The 18,817-nt window shown below is 72.9% G+C and carries 20 protein-coding genes; 10 read left to right on the forward strand and 10 right to left on the reverse strand.

The features are described from left to right. The first annotated feature begins 26 nt into the window (after positions 1 to 26). Genes DV20_RS11135 through DV20_RS11150 form a run of 4 tightly spaced genes read left to right on the forward strand, consistent with a single transcriptional unit; the run spans position 27 to position 4,568 of the window. Positions 27 to 1,232, forward strand: a complete 1,206-nt coding sequence (locus DV20_RS11135) for a cytochrome P450 family protein (protein WP_043779132.1) — start codon at positions 27 to 29, stop codon at positions 1,230 to 1,232. After that, positions 1,229 to 1,909: a glycosyltransferase family protein gene (locus DV20_RS11140; protein ID WP_043779134.1), complete on the forward strand. Its 681-nt coding sequence runs from the start codon at positions 1,229 to 1,231 to the stop codon at positions 1,907 to 1,909. Before DV20_RS11135 ends, DV20_RS11140 begins: the two co-directional genes overlap by 4 nt. A gap of 2 nt (positions 1,910 to 1,911) precedes the next feature. Then, complete coding sequence (locus tag DV20_RS11145; protein WP_200876399.1) at positions 1,912 to 3,375, forward strand: serine hydrolase domain-containing protein; 1,464 nt, start codon at positions 1,912 to 1,914, stop codon at positions 3,373 to 3,375. Then, positions 3,372 to 4,568, forward strand: coding sequence for a glycosyltransferase (locus DV20_RS11150; RefSeq protein WP_043779137.1), 1,197 nt, complete (start codon positions 3,372 to 3,374; stop codon positions 4,566 to 4,568). Before DV20_RS11145 ends, DV20_RS11150 begins: the two co-directional genes overlap by 4 nt. A gap of 220 nt (positions 4,569 to 4,788) precedes the next feature. Here DV20_RS11150 and DV20_RS11155 read toward each other — a convergent pair whose 3' ends face one another. Continuing rightward, positions 4,789 to 5,547 carry a FadR/GntR family transcriptional regulator gene (locus DV20_RS11155; RefSeq protein ID WP_084093419.1) on the reverse strand — a complete coding sequence of 253 codons (759 nt, stop codon included), beginning with the start codon at positions 5,545 to 5,547 and terminating at the stop codon, positions 4,789 to 4,791. A 153-nt stretch (positions 5,548 to 5,700) separates the two neighbouring features. Here DV20_RS11155 and DV20_RS11160 point away from each other — a divergent pair, with 153 nt between their 5' ends. The 4 genes from DV20_RS11160 to DV20_RS11175 are packed head-to-tail and all read left to right on the forward strand — an operon-like array spanning position 5,701 to position 9,922. Further along, positions 5,701 to 6,969 (forward strand): ABC transporter substrate-binding protein, encoded by a 1,269-nt coding sequence (locus DV20_RS11160; protein WP_043779139.1) that lies wholly within the window; start codon positions 5,701 to 5,703, stop codon positions 6,967 to 6,969. A 4-nt stretch (positions 6,970 to 6,973) separates the two neighbouring features. Further along, positions 6,974 to 7,921, forward strand: a complete 948-nt coding sequence (locus DV20_RS11165) for a carbohydrate ABC transporter permease (RefSeq protein WP_235190786.1) — start codon at positions 6,974 to 6,976, stop codon at positions 7,919 to 7,921. Further along, positions 7,921 to 8,748, forward strand: coding sequence for a carbohydrate ABC transporter permease (locus tag DV20_RS11170; RefSeq protein WP_043779140.1), 828 nt, complete (start codon positions 7,921 to 7,923; stop codon positions 8,746 to 8,748). Before DV20_RS11165 ends, DV20_RS11170 begins: the two co-directional genes overlap by 1 nt. 1 nt (position 8,749) lies before the next feature. Beyond that, a complete protein-coding gene (locus DV20_RS11175) occupies positions 8,750 to 9,922 on the forward strand; it encodes a mandelate racemase/muconate lactonizing enzyme family protein (protein WP_043779142.1) in 1,173 nt (390 codons plus the stop codon). 227 nt (positions 9,923 to 10,149) lie between these two features. Here the strand turns inward: DV20_RS11175 and DV20_RS11180 are convergent, their stop codons facing one another. Beyond that, positions 10,150 to 10,923 carry a maleylpyruvate isomerase family mycothiol-dependent enzyme gene (locus DV20_RS11180; protein WP_043779144.1) on the reverse strand — a complete coding sequence of 258 codons (774 nt, stop codon included), beginning with the start codon at positions 10,921 to 10,923 and terminating at the stop codon, positions 10,150 to 10,152. Positions 10,924 to 11,039: 116 nt separating this feature from the next. On the opposite strand from DV20_RS11180, the gene DV20_RS11185 reads away from it, so the two are divergent. Continuing rightward, positions 11,040 to 12,650 (forward strand): long-chain-fatty-acid--CoA ligase, encoded by a 1,611-nt coding sequence (locus DV20_RS11185; protein WP_051735891.1) that lies wholly within the window; start codon positions 11,040 to 11,042, stop codon positions 12,648 to 12,650. Here DV20_RS11185 and DV20_RS44830 read toward each other — a convergent pair. The 6 genes from DV20_RS44830 to DV20_RS11205 all read right to left on the reverse strand — a co-directional run bounded on the left by DV20_RS44830 (position 12,599) and on the right by DV20_RS11205 (position 16,236). Then, positions 12,599 to 12,916 carry a hypothetical protein gene (locus tag DV20_RS44830; protein ID WP_152603671.1) on the reverse strand — a complete coding sequence of 106 codons (318 nt, stop codon included), beginning with the start codon at positions 12,914 to 12,916 and terminating at the stop codon, positions 12,599 to 12,601. The genes DV20_RS11185 and DV20_RS44830 overlap by 52 nt on opposite strands. Beyond that, complete coding sequence (locus tag DV20_RS46480) at positions 12,907 to 13,104, reverse strand: helix-turn-helix domain-containing protein (protein ID WP_235190787.1); 198 nt, start codon at positions 13,102 to 13,104, stop codon at positions 12,907 to 12,909. The genes DV20_RS44830 and DV20_RS46480 overlap by 10 nt, the downstream gene beginning before the upstream one ends. Continuing rightward, on the reverse strand, positions 13,068 to 13,991 hold the full coding sequence (locus tag DV20_RS11190) for a hypothetical protein (RefSeq protein ID WP_235190788.1): 924 nt from the start codon (positions 13,989 to 13,991) through the stop codon (positions 13,068 to 13,070). The genes DV20_RS46480 and DV20_RS11190 overlap by 37 nt, the downstream gene beginning before the upstream one ends. A 20-nt stretch (positions 13,992 to 14,011) precedes the next feature. Then, entirely contained in the window at positions 14,012 to 15,220 is a 1,209-nt protein-coding gene (locus tag DV20_RS11195) for an MAB_1171c family putative transporter (RefSeq protein ID WP_043779145.1), read from the reverse strand. Positions 15,221 to 15,224: 4 nt separating this feature from the next. Further along, positions 15,225 to 15,707 (reverse strand): hypothetical protein, encoded by a 483-nt coding sequence (locus DV20_RS11200; RefSeq protein ID WP_043779146.1) that lies wholly within the window; start codon positions 15,705 to 15,707, stop codon positions 15,225 to 15,227. 85 nt (positions 15,708 to 15,792) lie between these two features. Then, positions 15,793 to 16,236 (reverse strand): helix-turn-helix domain-containing protein, encoded by a 444-nt coding sequence (locus tag DV20_RS11205; protein ID WP_043779147.1) that lies wholly within the window; start codon positions 16,234 to 16,236, stop codon positions 15,793 to 15,795. A 153-nt stretch (positions 16,237 to 16,389) separates the two neighbouring features. Between DV20_RS11205 and DV20_RS11210 the strand changes: the two genes are divergently transcribed. Then, a complete protein-coding gene (locus DV20_RS11210) occupies positions 16,390 to 17,040 on the forward strand; it encodes an LmbU family transcriptional regulator (protein ID WP_326938474.1) in 651 nt (216 codons plus the stop codon). 91 nt (positions 17,041 to 17,131) lie between these two features. Here DV20_RS11210 and rfbB read toward each other — a convergent pair whose 3' ends face one another. Then, on the reverse strand, positions 17,132 to 18,133 hold the full coding sequence (gene rfbB / locus DV20_RS11215; RefSeq protein ID WP_043779149.1) for a dTDP-glucose 4,6-dehydratase: 1,002 nt from the start codon (positions 18,131 to 18,133) through the stop codon (positions 17,132 to 17,134). A gap of 44 nt (positions 18,134 to 18,177) precedes the next feature. Then, complete coding sequence (locus DV20_RS11220; protein ID WP_043779150.1) at positions 18,178 to 18,789, reverse strand: dTDP-4-dehydrorhamnose 3,5-epimerase family protein; 612 nt, start codon at positions 18,787 to 18,789, stop codon at positions 18,178 to 18,180. Positions 18,790 to 18,817: the final 28 nt, after the last annotated feature.

Raw genomic sequence — 18,817 nt, forward strand, 5'->3', positions numbered from 1 at the left:
CCGTCCTCCGAGGAGCTGGGAGTCCCATGTCCGAACCCGTGGTGGACGTCCGCGATCCGGCCGTCCTCGACGACCCGATGCGCGGCTACGACCGCGTCCTCGCCGCGGCACCGGTCTGCCGGGCCCGGCTGGCGAACGGCGAGGAGGGCTGGCTGGTGACCGGCAGCGCCGAGGTCCGCGCCGTGCTGGCGGACCCGGCCGTGCGCAACGACCCGGCGGGCCTGCCGGGCCAGGGCGCGCAGACGCAGGAAGAGGCGTTCCTCGCACTGGGCACGCCGCGGGAGCACCTGCCCTACCTGCGCGCGAGCCTGCTGAGCCTCGACGGCGCCGAGCACACGCGGCTGCGTCGCAGCATCAGCCACGCGTTCGGCGCGTCGCGGGTCGCGACGCTGCGCCCGCGGGTGCAGCAGATCGTCGACGAGCTCCTCGACGGGCTGAGCGGGACGGTGAACCTGCTCGACGAGTACGCGTACCCGCTGGCCATGGCGGTGGTGTGCGAGCTGGTCGGGGTGCCCGAAGAAGACTGGGCGGCCTGGTGGCGCTGGGGCAAGGTGCTGGTCGACGGCGACCCGGCGCGGATCACGCCGACGCTGGGCGAGATGTTCGCCTACTGCCACGCGCTGGTGGACCGCCGCCGCGCCGACCCGCGGGAAGACCTGCTCAGCGAGGTCGTCGCCCAGGACGACCTGACCGACGTCGACGCGGTCGCGCTCGTGGTGTTCCTGGTGCTCGCCGGGCACGAGACGATGGCGAACATGCTGGCCAACGCGGCGTACGCGCTGATGCGCGACCCCGCTCAGCGAGAACTGCTGCGCGGCGAGCCGCAGCTGTGGCCGGCGGCGGTGCGCGAGCTGGTGCGCACGGACGGCCCGGTCCAGCTGGCCCGCCTGCGGTACGCAGCCACGGACCTGGAGGTCGGTGGCGTGCGGATCAAGGCCGGGGACGCGGTGCAGGCGGTCCTCGGCGCGGCCAACCGCGACCCGGCGCAGTTCGCCCACCCGCACGCCGCGGACGTGCGGTGGCAGGCCGAGCACGGCGGCCGCGAAGGCAACGTCGGATTCGGCTGGGGGCCGCACTTCTGCCTGGGCGTCGCGCTGGCGAAGCTGGAGGCGGAGGTCGCGCTGCGGAGCTTGTTCGACCGGTTTCCCGGGGTGACGCCGGTGGCCGAGCCGGCGTGGGTGCCGCTGCCGCGCGCCCGGCACCGGGTCGCGCTGAAGGTGCGGCTGCGGTGAACGACCCCGACGTCTCGGTCATCCTGCCGTGCGCCGGGCTGGGAACGCGGTTCGGAGCGCCGTACGCGAAGGAACTGCACTGCCTGGCGCCCGGCGTCACCGTGCTGGACCGCAGCCTCGAAGCCGTGGTGGAGCTGGTGAAGAGCGGGCTCGGCGTGCGCGTGGTCGTCGTGTTCGGCCCGCACAAGCTGGACACCGTGAAGTACCTGGCGCGCTACGCCGGGACCTTCCAGCTGGTCTTCGTCTACCAGGACGACGTGGCCGAGCCGGGGCTCGACGGAGCGATCCGGTGCGCCCTGCCGCTGACCCGGGGACCGGTGGCGCTCGTCCTGCCCGACATCGTCGTCAGCGGCGCCGACAGCCTGCTCGCGGCGCTGCGGCAGACCGGCGTGACGGGCTGGAGCGTGGTGGCCGCCGAAGAGCGGGATCCCGGCGTGCTGCGGCAGATGGGCGCGCTGAGCGTGGCCGGCGGGGACGGCGTCGTGACCGTCGAGGCCGCCGCCGAGAAGCCGGTCGATCCCGCGGGCTTCAACGCGCTCTGGGGCATGGTGGCGGTCACCGAGGACCAGGCCCACCGGCTGCCGGACGTGGCGCGCCGCGACGCGGACAGCCCGCTGGCCGGGGCGCGGGCCCGGATGGTGGCGCGGATCGTCAACTACAACACCACCGAGGGATGAGCATGCTCGACGACGTGATGGCGGCGCTGGACACCGTCCTGCCCCGGCTGGCCGCGGTCACCGGCACACCCGGCGTCGCCGTCGCCGTGGCGACGAGCGACGACCTGCGGACGGCCGCCACCGGGTTCGCGGACCTGGCCGCGCGCACGCCGATGACCGCCGGCACCGTCGCGCCCGCGGGCTCGCTCACCAAACCCGTCACCGGCCTGGCCTTCATGCAGCTCGCCGAGGCGGGGATGGCCGGGCTGGACACGCCGGTCGACCAGGTGCTGCCCGCGGGACTGCGCGGTCGGAGTGCGGCCCCGGCCACCACCGCCATGCTGGCCGCCCACCAGGGCGGCTACTCCGGCGACATCATCACCGCGGTCGCGCCCACGGCGCCGGCCGAGCCGATCCTCGGCTACGTCCGGCGACGGCACGAGACCGGCCGCGCCGTCGAGTACGGCGGGACGCGGCCGCTGGTGACGGCTCCCGGGGACTACTCGTACTCCAGCTTCGGGGTCGGGGTGCTCGGCGGTGTGGTCGAGCACCTGGCCGGCGAACCGTACGCGGCCCGCGTCGGCCGGGAAGTGTTCGCGGCGGCCGGGATGGCGGACACGGGCATCGACGACGGCACCGGGAACACCGGTGGCGCCACCGGTTACGCCGCGTTCGGCGACTGGTGCCTGCCGAGCCCGCCCCTGCGTACCGCGGCCTTTCCGGGCGTCGGGATGCACACCAGCGCCGCGGACTTCGCGCGGCTGCTGCAATCCTTGCTGCGCACTACCCGCGGCGAGCCCGGCCTGGTCGCCCCGGATTCGCTCGCGGCGATGGTGCGCCCGCGCGTGGCGCGCCCGAGCCCGCACGGCGTCCGGTCCTTTTCCGGGCTGACCCTCGAACTCGCCGATCCGGAGCTGGGCGAGGACTGGTGGTGGGGGCACACCGCGGCGTTCCCGTGGGGCTTCTGGTGGGAAGCGCGGGTCTGGCCGCACCGCGACCTGGCCGCGGTCGCGGTGGGCAACCGGTGGGACATGGCCCGGTTCCACAACCCGGCGACCCGCAGTGCGCCCGGGCTGGCCGTGGAGTGGGCGGGCCGCTGGGCGGTGTCCGGCCCGCCGTCGAAGCTGCCGGACATGGACGGGCGGCCCCGGTGGACCGGTCCCCGGCCGACGCCGGAAAGCTCGCACTGGATGGGGGTCCTGGTCGGCGAGCGGACCCACGGCCTGCTCGGCGTACCCGGCCGGCTGCCGGTCACGGCGATGGCCGCCGGCGCGCGTTCCCTCGGCGGCGGCGACGCGGACGGCTGGGACCCGGACGCGTTCGGGCGCGGCGTGGACCAGGCGCGCGCGGTGGCGCCGGACCCGGCCGCGCTCGGCGTGCTGGGGCGGGAACTGGGCCCGGCCGCGGCGCTGTGGATGCTGGAGTGCGGGGCGGCCGCCGCCGACGTCACGATGCCGGTCGGCTTCTACGCCGGGGCACCGCGGTGACGCGGGTGCTGCTGTCCACCTACGGGACGCGGGGCGACGTCGAACCGCTGGTGGCCCTCGCCGCCGAACTCCAGGCCCTCGGCGCGGACGTGCGGATGTGCACGCCGCCGGACGAGGAGTTCACCGACCGGCTGGCGGGTCTCGGGATCGAGGCGGTACCGGCCGGCCCGCCGGTGCGGGCGTTGATGCGACCGGCGGCTCCCCCGACGGCGGCGGAGCTGGCCCGGTACCGGGCCGAACTGCTCGAGACGCAGTTCGCCGTCCTGCCCGCCGCGGCCCGCGGCTGCGCCGCGCTGGTGGCCGCCGGCCTGGCGCAGGTCGCCGCGCGGTCGGTGGCCGAAGCCGCGGGCATCCCTTACGTCTACGCGACCTATGCGGCGGTCAACCTGCCCTCGCCGCACCACGCGCCGCCGCCGCGGCCGGGCTGGCCGGAGCCGTCGGGGCCGGACCACGCGGCACGGTGGGAGCGGGACGCCCAGCGGGTGAACGCCCAGTTCCGCGAGCCGCTCAACGCCCACCGGGCCGCGCTCGGCCTGCCGCCGGTGGGCAACGTGCGCGACCACGTCTGCTCGGACCGGCCGTGGCTGGCGGCGGACCCGGTGCTGGGGCCGTGGCCGGGCGGCCCGGGTCCCGAAGTGGTCCAGACCGGTGCGTGGACGCGGGCGGACGAGCGGCCGCTGCCCGCCGAGCTGGCGGAGTTCCTGGCCGCGGGCCCGCCGCCGGTGTACGTGGGCTTCGGCAGCATCGGCCCGGCACCGGACATCGCCCGCTGGTCGGTCGAGGTGAGCCGGGTCCGCGGGTACCGGGTGCTCGTCTCGCGCGGCTGGGCCGAGCTGGCCGTGGACGGCTGCTTCGCCATCGGCGACGTCAACCACCAGCGCCTGTTCCCCCGGCTGGCCGCGGTCGTCCACCACGGCGGCGCGGGCACGACGCAGACGGCGGCCCGGGCGGGGGTGCCGCAGGTGGTGGTGCCCGTCCGGGTGGCGGACAACCCGTACTGGGCCGGCCGGGTGGCCGCCCACCGGACCGGCGCGGCCCTCGACGGCCCGACGGCGACGCGAGAGTCCCTCGCCGCCGCGTTCGACACGGCCCTGGCCCCCGAAATCCGCGAGCGGGCGAAGGTCCTGGGCGCGAAGATCCGCACCGACGGCGCCGCGACGGCCGCCCGCCGGCTGCTCGACGAGCTCCGGTGAGCCGGGCGCCCCGCCGTTCGGTCATTCCCGGAGCCGGGCCTCAACCGCCCTCGGAAGTCCCGGGTGGACGGTGCGTACCGCGGATCCCGGAAGGACCACCGGTTGCCCACCCTCGCCGGAGCGGCGCTGCCGGCCGCCGTGGCCCCGGCCGCGGCGACGCACGACGCCTGCGCGGTGGTCGTGTTCGGCTCGACCCGGCGGACCGCCCGACTCCGGACGGTCACCGCGCCAGGCGGCCGGGGTCCCCGGACTCGGGACGGCGCGCGAGCCACGCCTCGGTGATGTGGTCGTACATCGCCTTCGCGGCGCCGCCGGAGTCCCCGGCCGCGATCCGTTCGTAGACCCGGCGGTGTCCCCGGTTGGACGCCACGCACAGGGCGCGCTCGGCGCGGCCCACGTACCGGGCCGTGTTGACGACCTGGCTCTCCAGGGCGCGCACCACACCGCGGGCGAGGCGGTTGCCCGAGACCTGCATGATCGTGTCGTGGAAGGCGATGTCCAGCTCGCGGTAGGCGACGGGATCGCCGACGAGCTCGTCCATGCTGTCCACCAGCGCGCCGAGCCGGTCGACCACCTCCGGGTCGGCGGTCCGGGCGGCGACCAGCGCCATGTCGGATTCGAGCAGCCGCCGGGTCACCACCAGGTCGTCGAGGACGGCCGAGGTCTCGTCCTCGGCGATCACCGCGGCCAGCACGAGTTCGTCGAGCATGTTCCACGTCGAGGCCGGGTTCACCACCGTGCCCGCGCCCTGCCGGACCTGCACCAGGCCTTTGGCCTGCAGCAGCTTCACCGCCTCGCGGACCACCGTCCGGCTCACCGAGAAGCTCTCGCACAGCACCGGTTCGGGGGGCAGCGACGTCCCGGGCGCGTGGACCCCGCGCACGATCCGTTCCACCAGCTCGGCAGTGACCGCGCTCGCCAGGTTCGCGGGGCGGCGCACCCACCCGGGGGCCGCGGGCTGCGGGTCTGATGCCGTCATCGTTCCTCCGAAGCGCACGCGCCGACGTCCGTCGAGCGCACGCGTGAAGCTTACACAGCGCCATCGTTGACGTCATACGTCATACGAGTTACGTTTTCCCGCACTGCGCCGGGCCACTCCCCGTCCGGCCACCGTCTGGAGAAGTGAGCAGCGATGAAGCAGCGCACACTATTCTCGGCCGTCCTGACCGTGGCGTTGGCGTTGACCGCGGGCTGCGGAAGCGCCGCCGGCCCGGCCGCCCCGTCCGGGGACGCGAGCGGCAAGCTCGTGGTCTGGGACTGGAAGTCCGGCGACGCCAAGGCCGCGGGGTACGTCGCGAAGGCCAAGGCCGAGTTCGCCAAGCAGCACCCCGGCGTCACCGTGGAGTTCGTGGCCCAGCCCTACGACCAGTACTACACACTGCTGGGCGCGGCGGTCCAGGCCGGGAGAGGGCCGGACGTCATGCTCTTCAACGGCGGCGGCCAGATCCGCGACCGGGTCGGCGACCTCCTGCCCCTGGACCCCTACGTGGCCGACGACCGGTCACGCCTCAGCGGCTGGGACGCGTTCAGCAAGGACGGGAAGGTCTACGCGGAGCCGGTCACCCTGCAGGGACACCCCATCTACTTCGACAAGGGGCTCTACCAGAAGGCCGGGCTGAACCCGGAAGCCCCGCCCCGGACCTGGGACGAGTTCGTCGGCGACTGCGGCACCATCGCCGCCAAGACGGGCGCGAAGTGCCTCGCACTGGGCAACAAGGAGGGCGCGGGGATCCAGTTCTTCCTGTCGGCCCTGGGTTCGGCGAGCCTGACGCCCCAGGAGTACACCGACTGGATCGCCGGCAAGCGCACCTGGACCGCACCGGACGTCAAGCGGATCTTCGAGCTCTGGAAGCAGGCGGGAGACACCGGGCTGAACACCGACGGGCCGAACTCCACCGCGATGTTCAACGACGCGTTCGCGCTCTTCCAGTCCGGCAAGGCCGCGAACGTCATCGGCCTGATGTCCGACGTCGGGCACTGGAAGGACTTCGCCGAGTTCCTGGGCGCGGACAAGGTCGGCGTGATGACCGCGCCGCAGGTCAACCCGGCCGCCACCCCGAGCCTCCCGTACGACGGCGGCATCGGCTACGCGGTCGCGAAGGGGACGAAGGACCCCAAGCTGGCCGCGGACCTGGTCCGGTCGCTGAGCTCGACCGACGCGCTGAAGTCCTTCTTCACCGACAGCGGCGCGATCGCCGCGGACACGTCGATCGACGTCTCGGCGGCCGGCCCGGCCGTGGCGAAGATCGTCTCGGACGTCAAGAGCGGCAAGCCCGCCCTGCACGTCGCCCTCTCCTCGAAGACGCTCGACCTCATGGGACGGCTCTCGCAGCAGCTGCTCAGCGGGTCGATCGGCGTCGACGAGGTGCTGCAGCAGCTGGCCGCGTCGGACAAGGGCTGACGGCGTGACCGGGTACTCCCCCGCTCCGGTGGACCGGGCCCCGGCCCGGCCCACCGGAGGGCCCGCGCCGGCCCGGCGCGCGCCCCGCGGCACGCGGCTGGAACGCCTCGCGCCGCTCGTCCTGGTCGCCCCGGCCGTGCTGGTCGTCCTCCTGCTGCGGCTGTGGCCGCTGCTGCTCGGCGTCAACTTCTCCTTCACCGGGGACGGCGACCGCAACGGCACGGCCGTCGGCCTCGACAACTACGTGACGCTCTTCGGCGATCCGCTGTTCCGCACCGCGCTGCGCAACGTCGGGCTGCTCGTGCTCCTGCTCCCGGTCGCCGTCGCCATCCCCGGCCTGCTCGCCACCTTCATCCACCTGAAGGTGCCGGGACACCGGATCCACCGCGGCGTCTACTTCTTCCCGGCGGTGCTGTCCCCGGTGATCGTCGGGGCGATCTTCAACCTGCTGCTGGCCTTCGACGGGCCGGTCAACGCGGCCCTCGGCGCGGTCGGCCTCGGCCCGGTGGACTGGCTCGGGGATCCCGGCGTGGCGATCTTCACCGTCGTCGGGGTGCACGTCTGGGCGACGTTCGGCATGGCGCTGGTCGTCTTCCTCGCCGGCTTCTCCACTTTGGACTCCTCGTTGCTGGACGCGGCCAAAGTGGACGGTGCGTCGCTGGCGCAGACCATCCGGCACGTGATCGTCCCCGGCCTGTCCCGCACCATCCAGTTCGTCTTCGTCACCACCATGATCGGCATGTTGACCTCGATGTTCGGCCTGCTGTACGTGATGACCAGCGGCGGGCCGGCCGGCTCCACCTACCTGCCCGAGTACTACGTCTGGATCCAGCAGGGCCAGCTGAACTCCCCCGCGCTCGCCTCCGCGGCGTCCACGGTGCTGTTCCTGATCATGCTCGTGGTCGGGCTGGCCCAGATCGGCATCCTGCGCCGCACCGGAAAGGAGGACTGATGTCCGGCTCCCGGCTCACGAAGTGGCTCGCCGCGATCCCCATGGCCGCGCTGGCCCTGGCGACGATCTACCCCCTGCTGTTCACCGCGAACGTCGCCATGAAGGACCGCCGCGAATACACCCTCGACCGGTTCTCTCCGGCCGGTTCACTCCGCTGGGACAACATCACCCGGGCGTGGACGAGCGTCGGGATGTCCCGGTACTTCTTCAACTCGGTCGTCGTCGTGGTGTGCTCGGTCGCGGTCCTGCTGCTGCTCGGCTCGATGGCAGGCTTCGCGCTCGGGCGCCTGCGCTTCCGCGGGTCTTCCGCGGTCTTCCTGGGCATCCTCGCCGCGCTGTTCGTGCCGTTCCAGGTGATCATGGTCCCGCTGGCGCGGATCATGGCGGACACCGGGCTGATCGACACCTACCCGGGGCTGGTGCTCGCCTACGTGGCGCAGTTCCTGCCGTTCACCGTGTTCCTGATGACCAGCTTCTACTCGGCCGTGCCGGCGGAGATCGTCGACGCCGCGCGGGTCGACGGCACCACCGTCTACGGCGTCTACTGGCGGATCATGCTGCCACTGGGCGCCCCGGCGCTGCTGTCGGTCGGGGTGCTCGACGCGCTCTTCTGCTGGAACGACGTCCTGATCTCGCTGCTGGTGATGCCGTCGGCGGAGCACCGCACGCTCATGGTCGGGGTGACCGCGCTGCGCGGGCAGTACTCGGCCGACATCCCGACGTTCGCCGCCGGGGTGCTGATCGCCGCGGTGCCGGTGCTGCTCGTCTACCTGTTCCTGCAACGCCAGATCGCCGACGGGGTCACCGCCGGGTCCACGAAGGGATGACATGCGCATCACTGGTTTCCGGGCCCTCACGACCGTCCAGGACTGGGGCCGCCCGGTCGGCGACGCCAACGGCGTCCACGCCGGCGGTGTCCTCCGGATGCCGATCGTCGTGGTCGAGACCGACGAAGGCGTCACCGGCGTCGGGCTGGGTTCCCACGTCGAGGCCGAGACCGTGTTCGCCGCGATCGAGGGCGAAGACCCGCGCGGCGTGACCGCCCTCTACGACCGCATGCTGCGGCGGACGTTCAAGGCGGGGCACGCCGGCGCGGTGTTCGGCACGATCGGCGGCTTCGACACGGCGTTGTGGGACATCAAGGCGCAGCTGGCGGGCGAACCGCTCTGGCGGCTGCTCGGCGGACGGGACCGCCGGGTGCCCGCCTACGCCTCCGGTCTCGACATCGCACTGGCCGACGACGAGCTCGCCGAGCTGTACCGGACCTACGCCGGCCACGGGCTGCGCGCGGCGAAGCTCAAGGGCGGCCTCGACATCGACCGCGACCGCCGCCGCCTCGGCCTGGTCCGCGACGTCCTCGCCGAAGCCGGCGCCACCCGGCCGGGCCTGATGCTGGACGTCAACGAGAACTGGACGCGCAAGCAGGCGGTCCGGCACGTGGCCGAGCTCGAGCAGACCTTCGACCTGACCTGGATCGAGGAACCCGTGCGGCGCTGGGACGTGGACGGCCACGCGGCCGTCGGCCGCGGGGTCCGCGCCTCGATCGCCACCGGCGAGAACCTCACGGGCCTGGAGCAGCACCGGCCCCTGATCGCGGCCGGCGCGGTCGACGTCGTCCAGACGGCCGCGGGCTGGGGCATCACCCACTTCCTGCGGGTCGCCGCCCTCGCCCACGCCCACGACCTCCCGATCAGCCCGATCGGCACCACCCCGATCGGCCTGATCCACGCGGCGACCGCGGTACCCAACCACCTGGTCGCCGAGCTGCAGGACCTCCGGCCACCGGTCGGGATGACGCTGAGCCACGAAATCGGCGACGGCGCGTTCATCCTCGGCGAGGAGCCGGGCCTGGGCATCCACCTGGACGAAGCGGCCATCGCGGCCGTCGGCCACCGCCTGCCGGACCCGTCGTCCGGCGGTTCGCACATCCGCCCGGACCGCGCGGGCTTCCACCTCCTCCCGGCCTCCGGCAACGGCCACCGCACGGCGGTGGAGGCCTGACGCCCGGTATCCCCGGGCGTGGGGCCGGTCGGGAGCCGCCGTGCCAAGCCCGCCGGACGGGTGGGTGCAACGCCGGCTCCCCGCGCGCGGGGCCGGTCGGGAGCCCCCGTGCGAGTGGGAGCAAAGCCAGCTCCCCCGCGCGCGGGCCAGTCGGGAGTCGCCCTACCGAGCCCGCCGGACAGGAGGCATGGCCCGCCCCACCTCAGGCGCGGGCCTGCACCGCGACGTCAGAAACCGGGGAACACCCGGCGCAGGTCGTCGAGGGTGACTTCGCCGTCGACGGTGACGTTCTTGTCGTACGGTGCCTTGAGCCGGCCGCTCAGCAGGCGGATGAACGCCTCCGCGGGCCCGGTGAACGTCGCCGACGGTGCCTCGAGGTGGTCGACCACCGTGACCGCGTCGTCGATCACCAGGCCGGCGCCCGGCACCGCGAGGGACACCGGGTTCGTCAGCTCGGCCGGCTTCGCGAGGAAGCTCAGCATGAATCCCACCGGTCCGGCCAGGAGGTCGACCAGGACCTCGGCCGAGCCGGCGTCCACCCCGGCGTCGGGGTCGAAGGCGACGCGCACGTCCCACGAGTGGTTGGCCACCTCGCTGAGCCGCATGCCCACCGCCGTCACCAGCGGGACCGGCTCCGGCAGGAAGCCGAGGTCGACGGTCAGCGACGCACGCTGCTCGGGCGTGAGCGCTTCCACCGTGTCGAGCCAGCGGCTGTTGTGCTCGAGGAAGCCCTCGGCCTGCGCGCGCGGCGCGGAGGCGTCCCAGCGGGCCCAGATCGTCGGGTTGTCTTCGGCGGCGACGGTCTCGCCGGCGGCCCGCGCGAGGGGCGCGCGGCCGATCTCGGCACCGCTGCCGAGGTGCGAAAGGGCTTGGGCGACGGTCCACTCGTCGGCCCCGCTGGGGGCGGCGAGCTGGTCGTCGGTGAGGGTGCGGACAAGGCCGGCGAGCGTGTCGTGCTCGGCGCGCAGGGCGGTGATCGTGCGGTCCACGAGGGGGCTCATGCCCACGTCAACTCCGGAAGGGGCGCCGGTGTTCCGGCGCGGTGGACCCGGTGGCCGTCACCGTGCTAAAAGTAGAACCTGTTGCAGTTTCTGGCCGACGGCGCCCGGAGGTGCGGATGAGCGTCCCGACGGTGACCGAGCTGCTGCTGGCCCGCGCCGGCGACGAGCGTCCCGGCCTGCGGTTCGAGGACCGGACGTGGTCGTGGGCCGAGCACGTCCGGACGTCCGCGCGCTGGGCGGGCGGCCTGCGCGAGACGCTGGATCCGGGCGAACCGCCCCACGTCGGCGTCCTGGCCGACAACGTCCCGGCGTTCTCCTTCCTGCTCGGCGCCTGCGCGTTCGCCGGAGCGGTCCTGGTCGGGCTCAACCCCACCCGGCGCGGAGCCGCCCTCGCGCGGGACGTCCGGCTCGCCGACTGCCGGCTCGTGCTCACCGAACGGAAGTACCGGCCCCTGCTCGCCGGGCTGGACCTCGGCGGGACCGCCGTGCGGGACCTCGAGTCCTGGGCACCGGCGGACGACCCGGCCGAACCGGTCCCCGCCGCCCCGGACGACCTGCTGATGCTCATCTTCACCTCCGGCACCAGCGGCGACCCGAAGGCGGTCCGCTGCACCCACGGCAAGATCGCGTTCCCCGGCGCGATGCTCGCCGAGCGGTTCCGGCTGTCCTCTTCGGACACCGCGTACGTGACGATGCCGATGTTCCACTCCAACGCCGTCATGGCCGGCTGGGCCGTCGGGCTGGCGGCCGGCGCGACCATCGCCCTGCGCCGCCGGTTCTCCGCCTCCGGTTTCCTGCCCGACGTGCGGAAGTTCGGGGCGACCTACGCCTGCTACGTCGGCAAGCCACTGTCCTACGTGGTCGCCACGCCGCCGCGCCCGGACGACGCGGACAACCCCCTGCGCCTGGTCTACGGGAACGAAGGGGCGGCCGCCGACCTGGTCGCGTTCGGGAACCGCTTCGGCTGCGAGGTGGTCGACGCGTTCGGCTCCACCGAGGGCGGCGTGGGGTTCGCCCGGACCGGCGACACCCCGCCCGGCTCGCTGGGGCGTCCGGCCGGTGACGTGGCCATCCTGCACCCGGACACCGGGCGCCCGTGTCCTCCCGCCGAGTTCGACGCCGCCGGCCGGCTGGTCAACGCCGCGGAAGCCGTCGGCGAACTGGTCAACACCACGGGCGCCGGCTGGTTCGCCGGCTACTACCGCGACGCGCGAGCCGACGCCGAGCGGCTGCGCGACGGCCGCTACCACACCGGCGACCTGGCCTACGCCGACGCCGACGGCTTCTGCTACTTCGCCGGACGGCTCGGTGACTGGCTCCGCGTCGACGGGGAGAACCTCGGCACGGCCCCGATCGAGCGCATCCTGCTGCGCCACCCGGCGATCACCGACGCCGCCGTGTACGCGGTGCCCGACCCGGTGACCGGCGACCAGGTGATGGCCGCCATCGTCACCGACGGCACGCCCCTGGACCCCGCCGGGTTCGGCCGGTTCCTCGCCGGCCAGCCCGATCTCGGGCCCAAGCAGGTGCCCCGGTACGTGCGCACGGTCCGGGAACTCCCGCGGACGTCGACGTTCAAGGTCCTCAAGCGGCAGCTGTCCGCCGAGGGCGTGGCGTGCGCCGGCGTGCTCTGGGAACGCGAAGGGCGGGAAATCGCCTACACCCCGGCGGCGGCTCAGCAGGGGCCGATGGAGGAAGCCTGGTCGTTCGGGTCCTGGCCGACGTAGCTCAGGGCGGTGCCGGCGTTCATGAGGGTGGCGTCGCGGCCGACGTGGCCCTCGTGCCAGTACCGGCAGTACACCTGGCCCGTGTTGTTGACCAAGTTCTCGTGCTCGTAGAGGCACACCGAACCGGCGGGGCAGGACGCGAGCGCGGTGGCGGGCAGCGCGGGCGCGGCCGTGGCGCTCCCCGTGAGCGTCCTTTCGTTGTCACACCGCGCAAATCCACACCCGCCGTCGGCGGCCGCGTTGGCACGACGCGCAATCAGTCCCACGCACCGGCCAGCAGCCGGGCGACGGCCGCGGTCAGGACGCGGATGCCCTTCGTCGAGGCGGGGTCGAGGCCGGTCACCTCCCGCACCCGCCGGAGGCGGTAGTCCAGGGTCCGGGGGTGGATGTGCAGCGCGACGGCGGCGGCGAGCCGGTTCATGTCGCCGCGGTAGTAGACGTCGAGGGTCGCCACCAGGTCCGGGCCGTTCGCGAGCCGCCGGGCGACGTCGCGGAGCCACCGGTCCACCTCCGGCACCCGCCGGACGCCGAGCTCGACGAAAACGTCCCCGATCCCCGGCAGCACCTGCGGGATCCGCTGCACCGGGGCGGCCTCGGCCACCTGGCCCGCCACGGACACCGTCTCGGCCAGCCGGTCGGCCGGGCCGATCGCGACGCCGGCGCGGCAGGCCGCGCCACCGCCTCCGCGATGTCGCGCACCACCGGCAGCGCGTCGTCCACCGCCGTCTCCCGCTCGGGACAAGCGGGCAGCAGCGCGAGGAGCTCGTCCGGCCGCCGCCAGGCGACCGGCGCCGCGTGCAGCTTGAACACCGACTCGACGAGGTCGTCGGCGGCGTCCGCGCGGCCGGGTGGGCGGCCGGGAAAGCCCATCACCACCGCGAGGTAGTGCCCGGGCAGGCGCACACCGAGGTCGCGCGCGAGACCGGGAGCCGACAGGTCGCCGGCCAGCAGCAGGTCGACGAGGTCGTGCAGCCGCTTCCGCAGCGAAAGCCGCAGCCGCTGCGCAGCCAGGTACCCGTCGAGGTAGCGGCCGCTCCCCCGGGCCCCCTGCTCGCCGAACCAGGCCGTGAGCCGCAGCAGCTCCGCGAGGTCGCCGCCCTCGGCCACCTCGTTGATCTCGCGCAGCATCAACGTGGCGTGCAGGGCGAGAACGCGTTGCGCCGCCCCGGCGGAAAACCCGTCCTCGGCCCGTTTCCGGCCGATGTCCGGTGTTTCGGCCCAGGACCGTGGATCGCCGGCACGAGCGCGGTATTCCGGCAGCTCGCGTTCGTAGGCCTCCAGCTCGGCGCGGGCGTGGACACCGGCTCGATGCGCACGATCCCCGGTCCCCCGCCCGTCCATCGACCGCCGCGCCGGTTCCGTTACCTGCCCTGCTGTTCAACGGGTTTCGCGCGCACGGGCGGCCGGGAACCGAGGCGCCGGTACGCGGCGGCGACGGCTTCGAGGAACGCGATGTCGCTGTCGAGGTCCCGGCCACCGGGTACCGCCGACGCCACCGGCTCGGCCGGTGGCTCCGCGCCGTCCGCCGCCGCACGGATCGCCGCCGCCAAGGTGACCGCTTCGACGTGCGCGTCGAGCTTCTGCCCGGACAACCCGGCGCCGAGCCCCGATTCCCTTGCGGCCGCGGCGATTTCGGGATCGAGGTGGGCGCGCAGGGCCAGCCTGCCGTCGCGGATTTCCACCACCCGGCGGTACAGCCGCAGGCCGATGTCCCGGACGTCGAGCACCTCCCGCGGCAGGGATCTCGGCGGGACGAACGCGATCCCCGGGACGACCGTGCAGAACGCGAGCCACAGCGGACGCAGCCGCAGGTACGTCACGTATTCGCTGACGGCGACCGGGGTGCGCCACGCCGGCAGGACGATGCCGACGATCACGAGCAACGCCGAGAGGGCCGGCAGGTACCGGTCGAGCGGACCGCCGATCGCCCGGGGGTAGTTCAGGTCGAAGCGCCGCGCCGCGAAGTACACCGCCTTCTGCACGTGGTACCCGACCGATATGACGAGACCGGTCGCGATCAGGCGCAACCCCAGCCGGATCACGGCTTCGGTCGACCTCCTCGCGTACCACACCGAGAGCCGGGCCGAATCGACGAGGCCGGGCAGCAGGCCGGCGACGTACACCAGCCAGTACTCCAGCACGCCCGGCGTCCGCCCGTAGCGGGCCGCGAACCTGATGTCGTTCACGCCCGTGCGGCTCAGCACGAACAGCAGGCACATCGCGGCGAACGCGGTCGCCGCCCAGATCGTGTGCGGGACCAGCCACCGCCGCGCCCGGTCGGGCCGGTTGATCTGCCGCAGGAAGTCCTGGCCGGCCACCACGGCCACGAGGATGCAGCCGTGGTTGACCAGCCGGGCGATGTTGGGGACGCCGGTGAGGTGGCCCACCGCGCCGTACACCGCGGGTCCCTGCAGCACCAGGGACGACGCGAGGCACACCGAGACGACCCAGATCGTCACCTCGTTGCGGGCCCGGCGGCGGTGGCGGTGGCGGACGATCCGGATGACGACGGCCAGGCAAGCCAGGAACGCCGGCCCGTACGCGGGGAGCCACTCGGTGGGGGAGGCCATCGGCTCAGTCGAACGCGGCTCTGATCCGGCTGTTGATGGTGTCGGGGATGACGAGTTCCGCCTGTTGCCGCACGACCGAAGCCAGCAGCTCGGCTTCGAGTTCTTCCGGGGCCTGGTAGGACGTGCGCGCCAGCATGCTGCGGACGACCTTGGCGTCCAGGTGCGGGATCAGCGCGCGGATCTCGCCGGCGGCGGTCAGGTCCTCGCAGTAGTGGCCGCACAGCAGGTGGCTCAGCTCGTGCAGGACGATGTGTTCCTGGTGGGGCCACGAGGTGGCGACCTCGTGGAAGATCAGATCGGCCGAGTCGGTGGACATCAGCAGGCCGTGGGCCTCCCCCATGCCGGTGATCGGCACGAGGTGGATCGGGCGGCCCCGGCGCAGCGCCACCCGCTGGCACAGGTCGTGCACGTCGAAGGGGTTCGTCAGCGGCAGATCCGCCGCGATGGCCTCGCACCGGCGACGCAGCCGCCGGAGGGTCCACACCATCAAACCTCCCCAGGACGAAATGGTCCTGGCCCCCATAGTGCCCGAATGACAGTGCTCCGTGTGCCGTAATGGCACTGGTCTTTCGTCACCGATCGTCGGGCAGTCCCTCGATTTCCCGCGCGCGCTCGACCATCTGGGTTATAGCGTTCAACGTCTTGGGTGACAGGCCCGAAGCCCGCAACGCGATCTGCCGCACCGACGCGTCGCGCAACGCGGCGAGCAGCGCCAGTTCGGCGTCGACCTGCGTGGCCGTCGACTCGTCGAAGAAATAGGCGGGCGGCACACCGAAAAACCGGGCCAGCGCTTCGAGGTGCCGTCGGGTCGGGTTGTCGCGCACGCCCTTGCGCAGCTGCCAGAGGTAGGTGGCGGAGATGGTCGCGCCGTCACCGCCGCGGATGGCTTCCGCGACTTCCTCGAAGCTGTACTCCTTGCCGCTGCGGGGCCGCACCGTGCGGAAGAGGTGGTCGATCTTCGCGGCAAGGGTTCGTTCGTCACCCGCGGGTGACTGCGGCTCCGGCTCCTCTTGCACGCGCTCAGTTTAACTGATCCACCAACTGACGTGGTAACAAGCACGCGCGGCTCCTCCACCTCAGTTGACGTTGCTTCCGGGCCCAGTTTATGCTGCGGGCAGCGAACATGAACTCACGTGAACCACGGGCGATTCGCTACTGGGGAGTCCATCATGGGGACAGCAAGTGGACAGCAACTCACCGAAGGCAGAGCCGAGCGCCGGGAACCCGGCGCCCCGAAGCCGCCATTGCCGCCGACGGCGATGACGAGACGGACCAGTTTCAGCCTGCCACCGGACACACCGATCCAGGAGTGGAGCCGGATCGGCCACCAGATCAACGCCCTGTCGGAGTCGTCTTCCTGGTGGCTGGGCGATTGGTTGATCTACGGCCAGGACAAGTACCCGAACCTCTACAAGAAAGCCATCGAAGAAACGTCGCTCGACTACCAGACCCTGCGCAACTACGCCTGGGTCGCCCGCCAGTACGCGGTCCACCGGCGGCGGCCGGGGCTGAGTTTCCAGCACCACGCCGAACTCGCCGCCCTCGCCCCCGCGGAGCAGGACCAGTGGCTCGAACGGGCGGAACGGTTCGGCTGGTCGCGCAACGAACTGCGCAACCGCGTCCGGGCCAGCCGCCGGATCGGCTCCCGGGACGGCGACACCACGGACCCGACGCTGCGGATCCAGATGGTCGTGCCGCTCAGCCAGAAACAACGCTGGATGCGCGCGGCGGAATCGACGTCCGAAACGGATTTCATGGCCTGGGTCGTCGCGGTGCTGGACGGCGCGGCGGCGTCCGCGGTCGCGGCCGGGAACGGCTGACCGGAACTCCCGTGAGCGAAGCCGGAACTCGGGAGTTCCGGCTTCGCTCACGGGGATACGGCCCTGATCACGCCGGTCGCGGACCGGTTCGTCAGCCCGCCCACGCGGCTTCGTCGACCGGGGACCGGTCCAGCAGCGGCGCCCACCACGACTCGTGCTCGCGGTACCAGGAAATCGTTTCGCGGAGCCCGGTGCCGAAGTCCACGGCCGGTGCCCAGCCGAGCTCGGTCCGGAGCTTCGCCGAGTCCAGCAGGTACCGCCGGTCGTGGGCCGGCCGGTCCGGCACGATCGTCTTGATCGACTCGTCCAGTCCCAGCTCGGCGATGATCAGATCGGCGATCGCCTCGATGTCGGCCTCGAACCCGCTGCCCACGTGATAGGTCTCCCCCACCCGCCCGCGGTCGAGCACCGCCTCGATGGCCCGGCAGTGGTCGGCCACGTGGAGCCACTCGCGCCGGTTCTTCGTCGACGCGTAGAGCGGCATCTCCTGGCCGCGCAGCGCCCGGGTGACGAACAGCGGGATGACCTTCTCCGGGAACTGGTACGGGCCGTAGTTGTTGGCGCAGTTGGTGATCGTCACCGGCAGCCCGTAGGCCAGGTGGTAGGCGCGCACCGCGTGGTCCGCGCCGGCTTTCGAGGCGTTGTACGGGGTCCGCGGCCGGTACGGCGATTCCTCGGTGAACGCCGCCGTCTCGTCGAGCTCCATGTCCCCGTACACCTCGCAGGTGGACACGTGGTGGAACCGGGTGATCCCGGTCCTGCGGCACGCCTCCAGCAGCTGCTGGGTGCCGATCACGTTGGCGGAGAAGAACTCGCTCGGGCGCAGGATCGCCAGGCTGTTGTGGGATTCGGCGGCGAAGTTGACCACGACGTCGACCCGGTACGCGCGCAGCACGTGCTCGACCAGCTGCTCGTTGCGGATGTCGCCGTGCACGAACGGGACGTCCGCCACGTCGGCGAGGGTCTCCCGGTTGCCGGCGTAGGTGAGGGCGTCGAGCGCGACGACGGTGTCGCCGGGGTGACCGGCCCGCCAGTGGCGCACGAAGTTCGATCCGATGAATCCGGCGGCGCCGGTGACCAGAATGGTGGACATTTCTCCTCGGCGGGGTTGTCGCCGCGAAAACCGCGGCGAAGCGGTCAGGAATCCAGGACGCCGGCCGGCTGCTTTTCCAGAGCCAGGCACGTCGGGTAATCGGGCAGGATCCCGGCCTTCGTCGCCTCGGCCAGGGTGGGCGCGGTCCGGTCCCGTTCGGACAGGACCAGGGGCCCGGCCGGGATCGGCAGGCCCAGGTCCGCGTCGAGGACGGCCAGGCCCAGTTCCTGCTCCGGGACGTAGCTTTCCGAGAGCAGGTAGGTCATCACGCTTCCGTCCTCCAGCGCGAAGAACGCGTGCCCCACCCCCACCGGCAGGTAGACCGACCGGCAGTCGACCGGGTCGAGCACGACCGAGTCCCAGCGGCGGAAGGTCGGCGAACCCACCCGCAGGTCGACCACGAAGTCGAGGACGGCTCCCTGCGGGCAGTACACGTACTTCGCGCAGCCGGGCGGGGTTCTGGTGAAGTGGACGCCCCGGAGCACCCCGCGGCGTGAGCAGCTGTAACTGGCCTGGGCCACCGTCGCGAGCGGCTTGCCGGCCGCCTCGACGAAGGCCGGCTGCTGGTAGGGCGAGACGAAGAAGCCCCGGTCGTCGGGGAACCTCCGTGCCGTGAACTCGATCGCGCCTTCGACGGCCAGCTCTCGCGACCACATGGCGTTCCTCCCGGGATGAACCCGCGTT

The sequence above is a fragment of the Amycolatopsis rifamycinica genome (assembly GCF_000695625.1).
GTDB lineage: Bacteria > Actinomycetota > Actinomycetes > Mycobacteriales > Pseudonocardiaceae > Amycolatopsis > Amycolatopsis rifamycinica.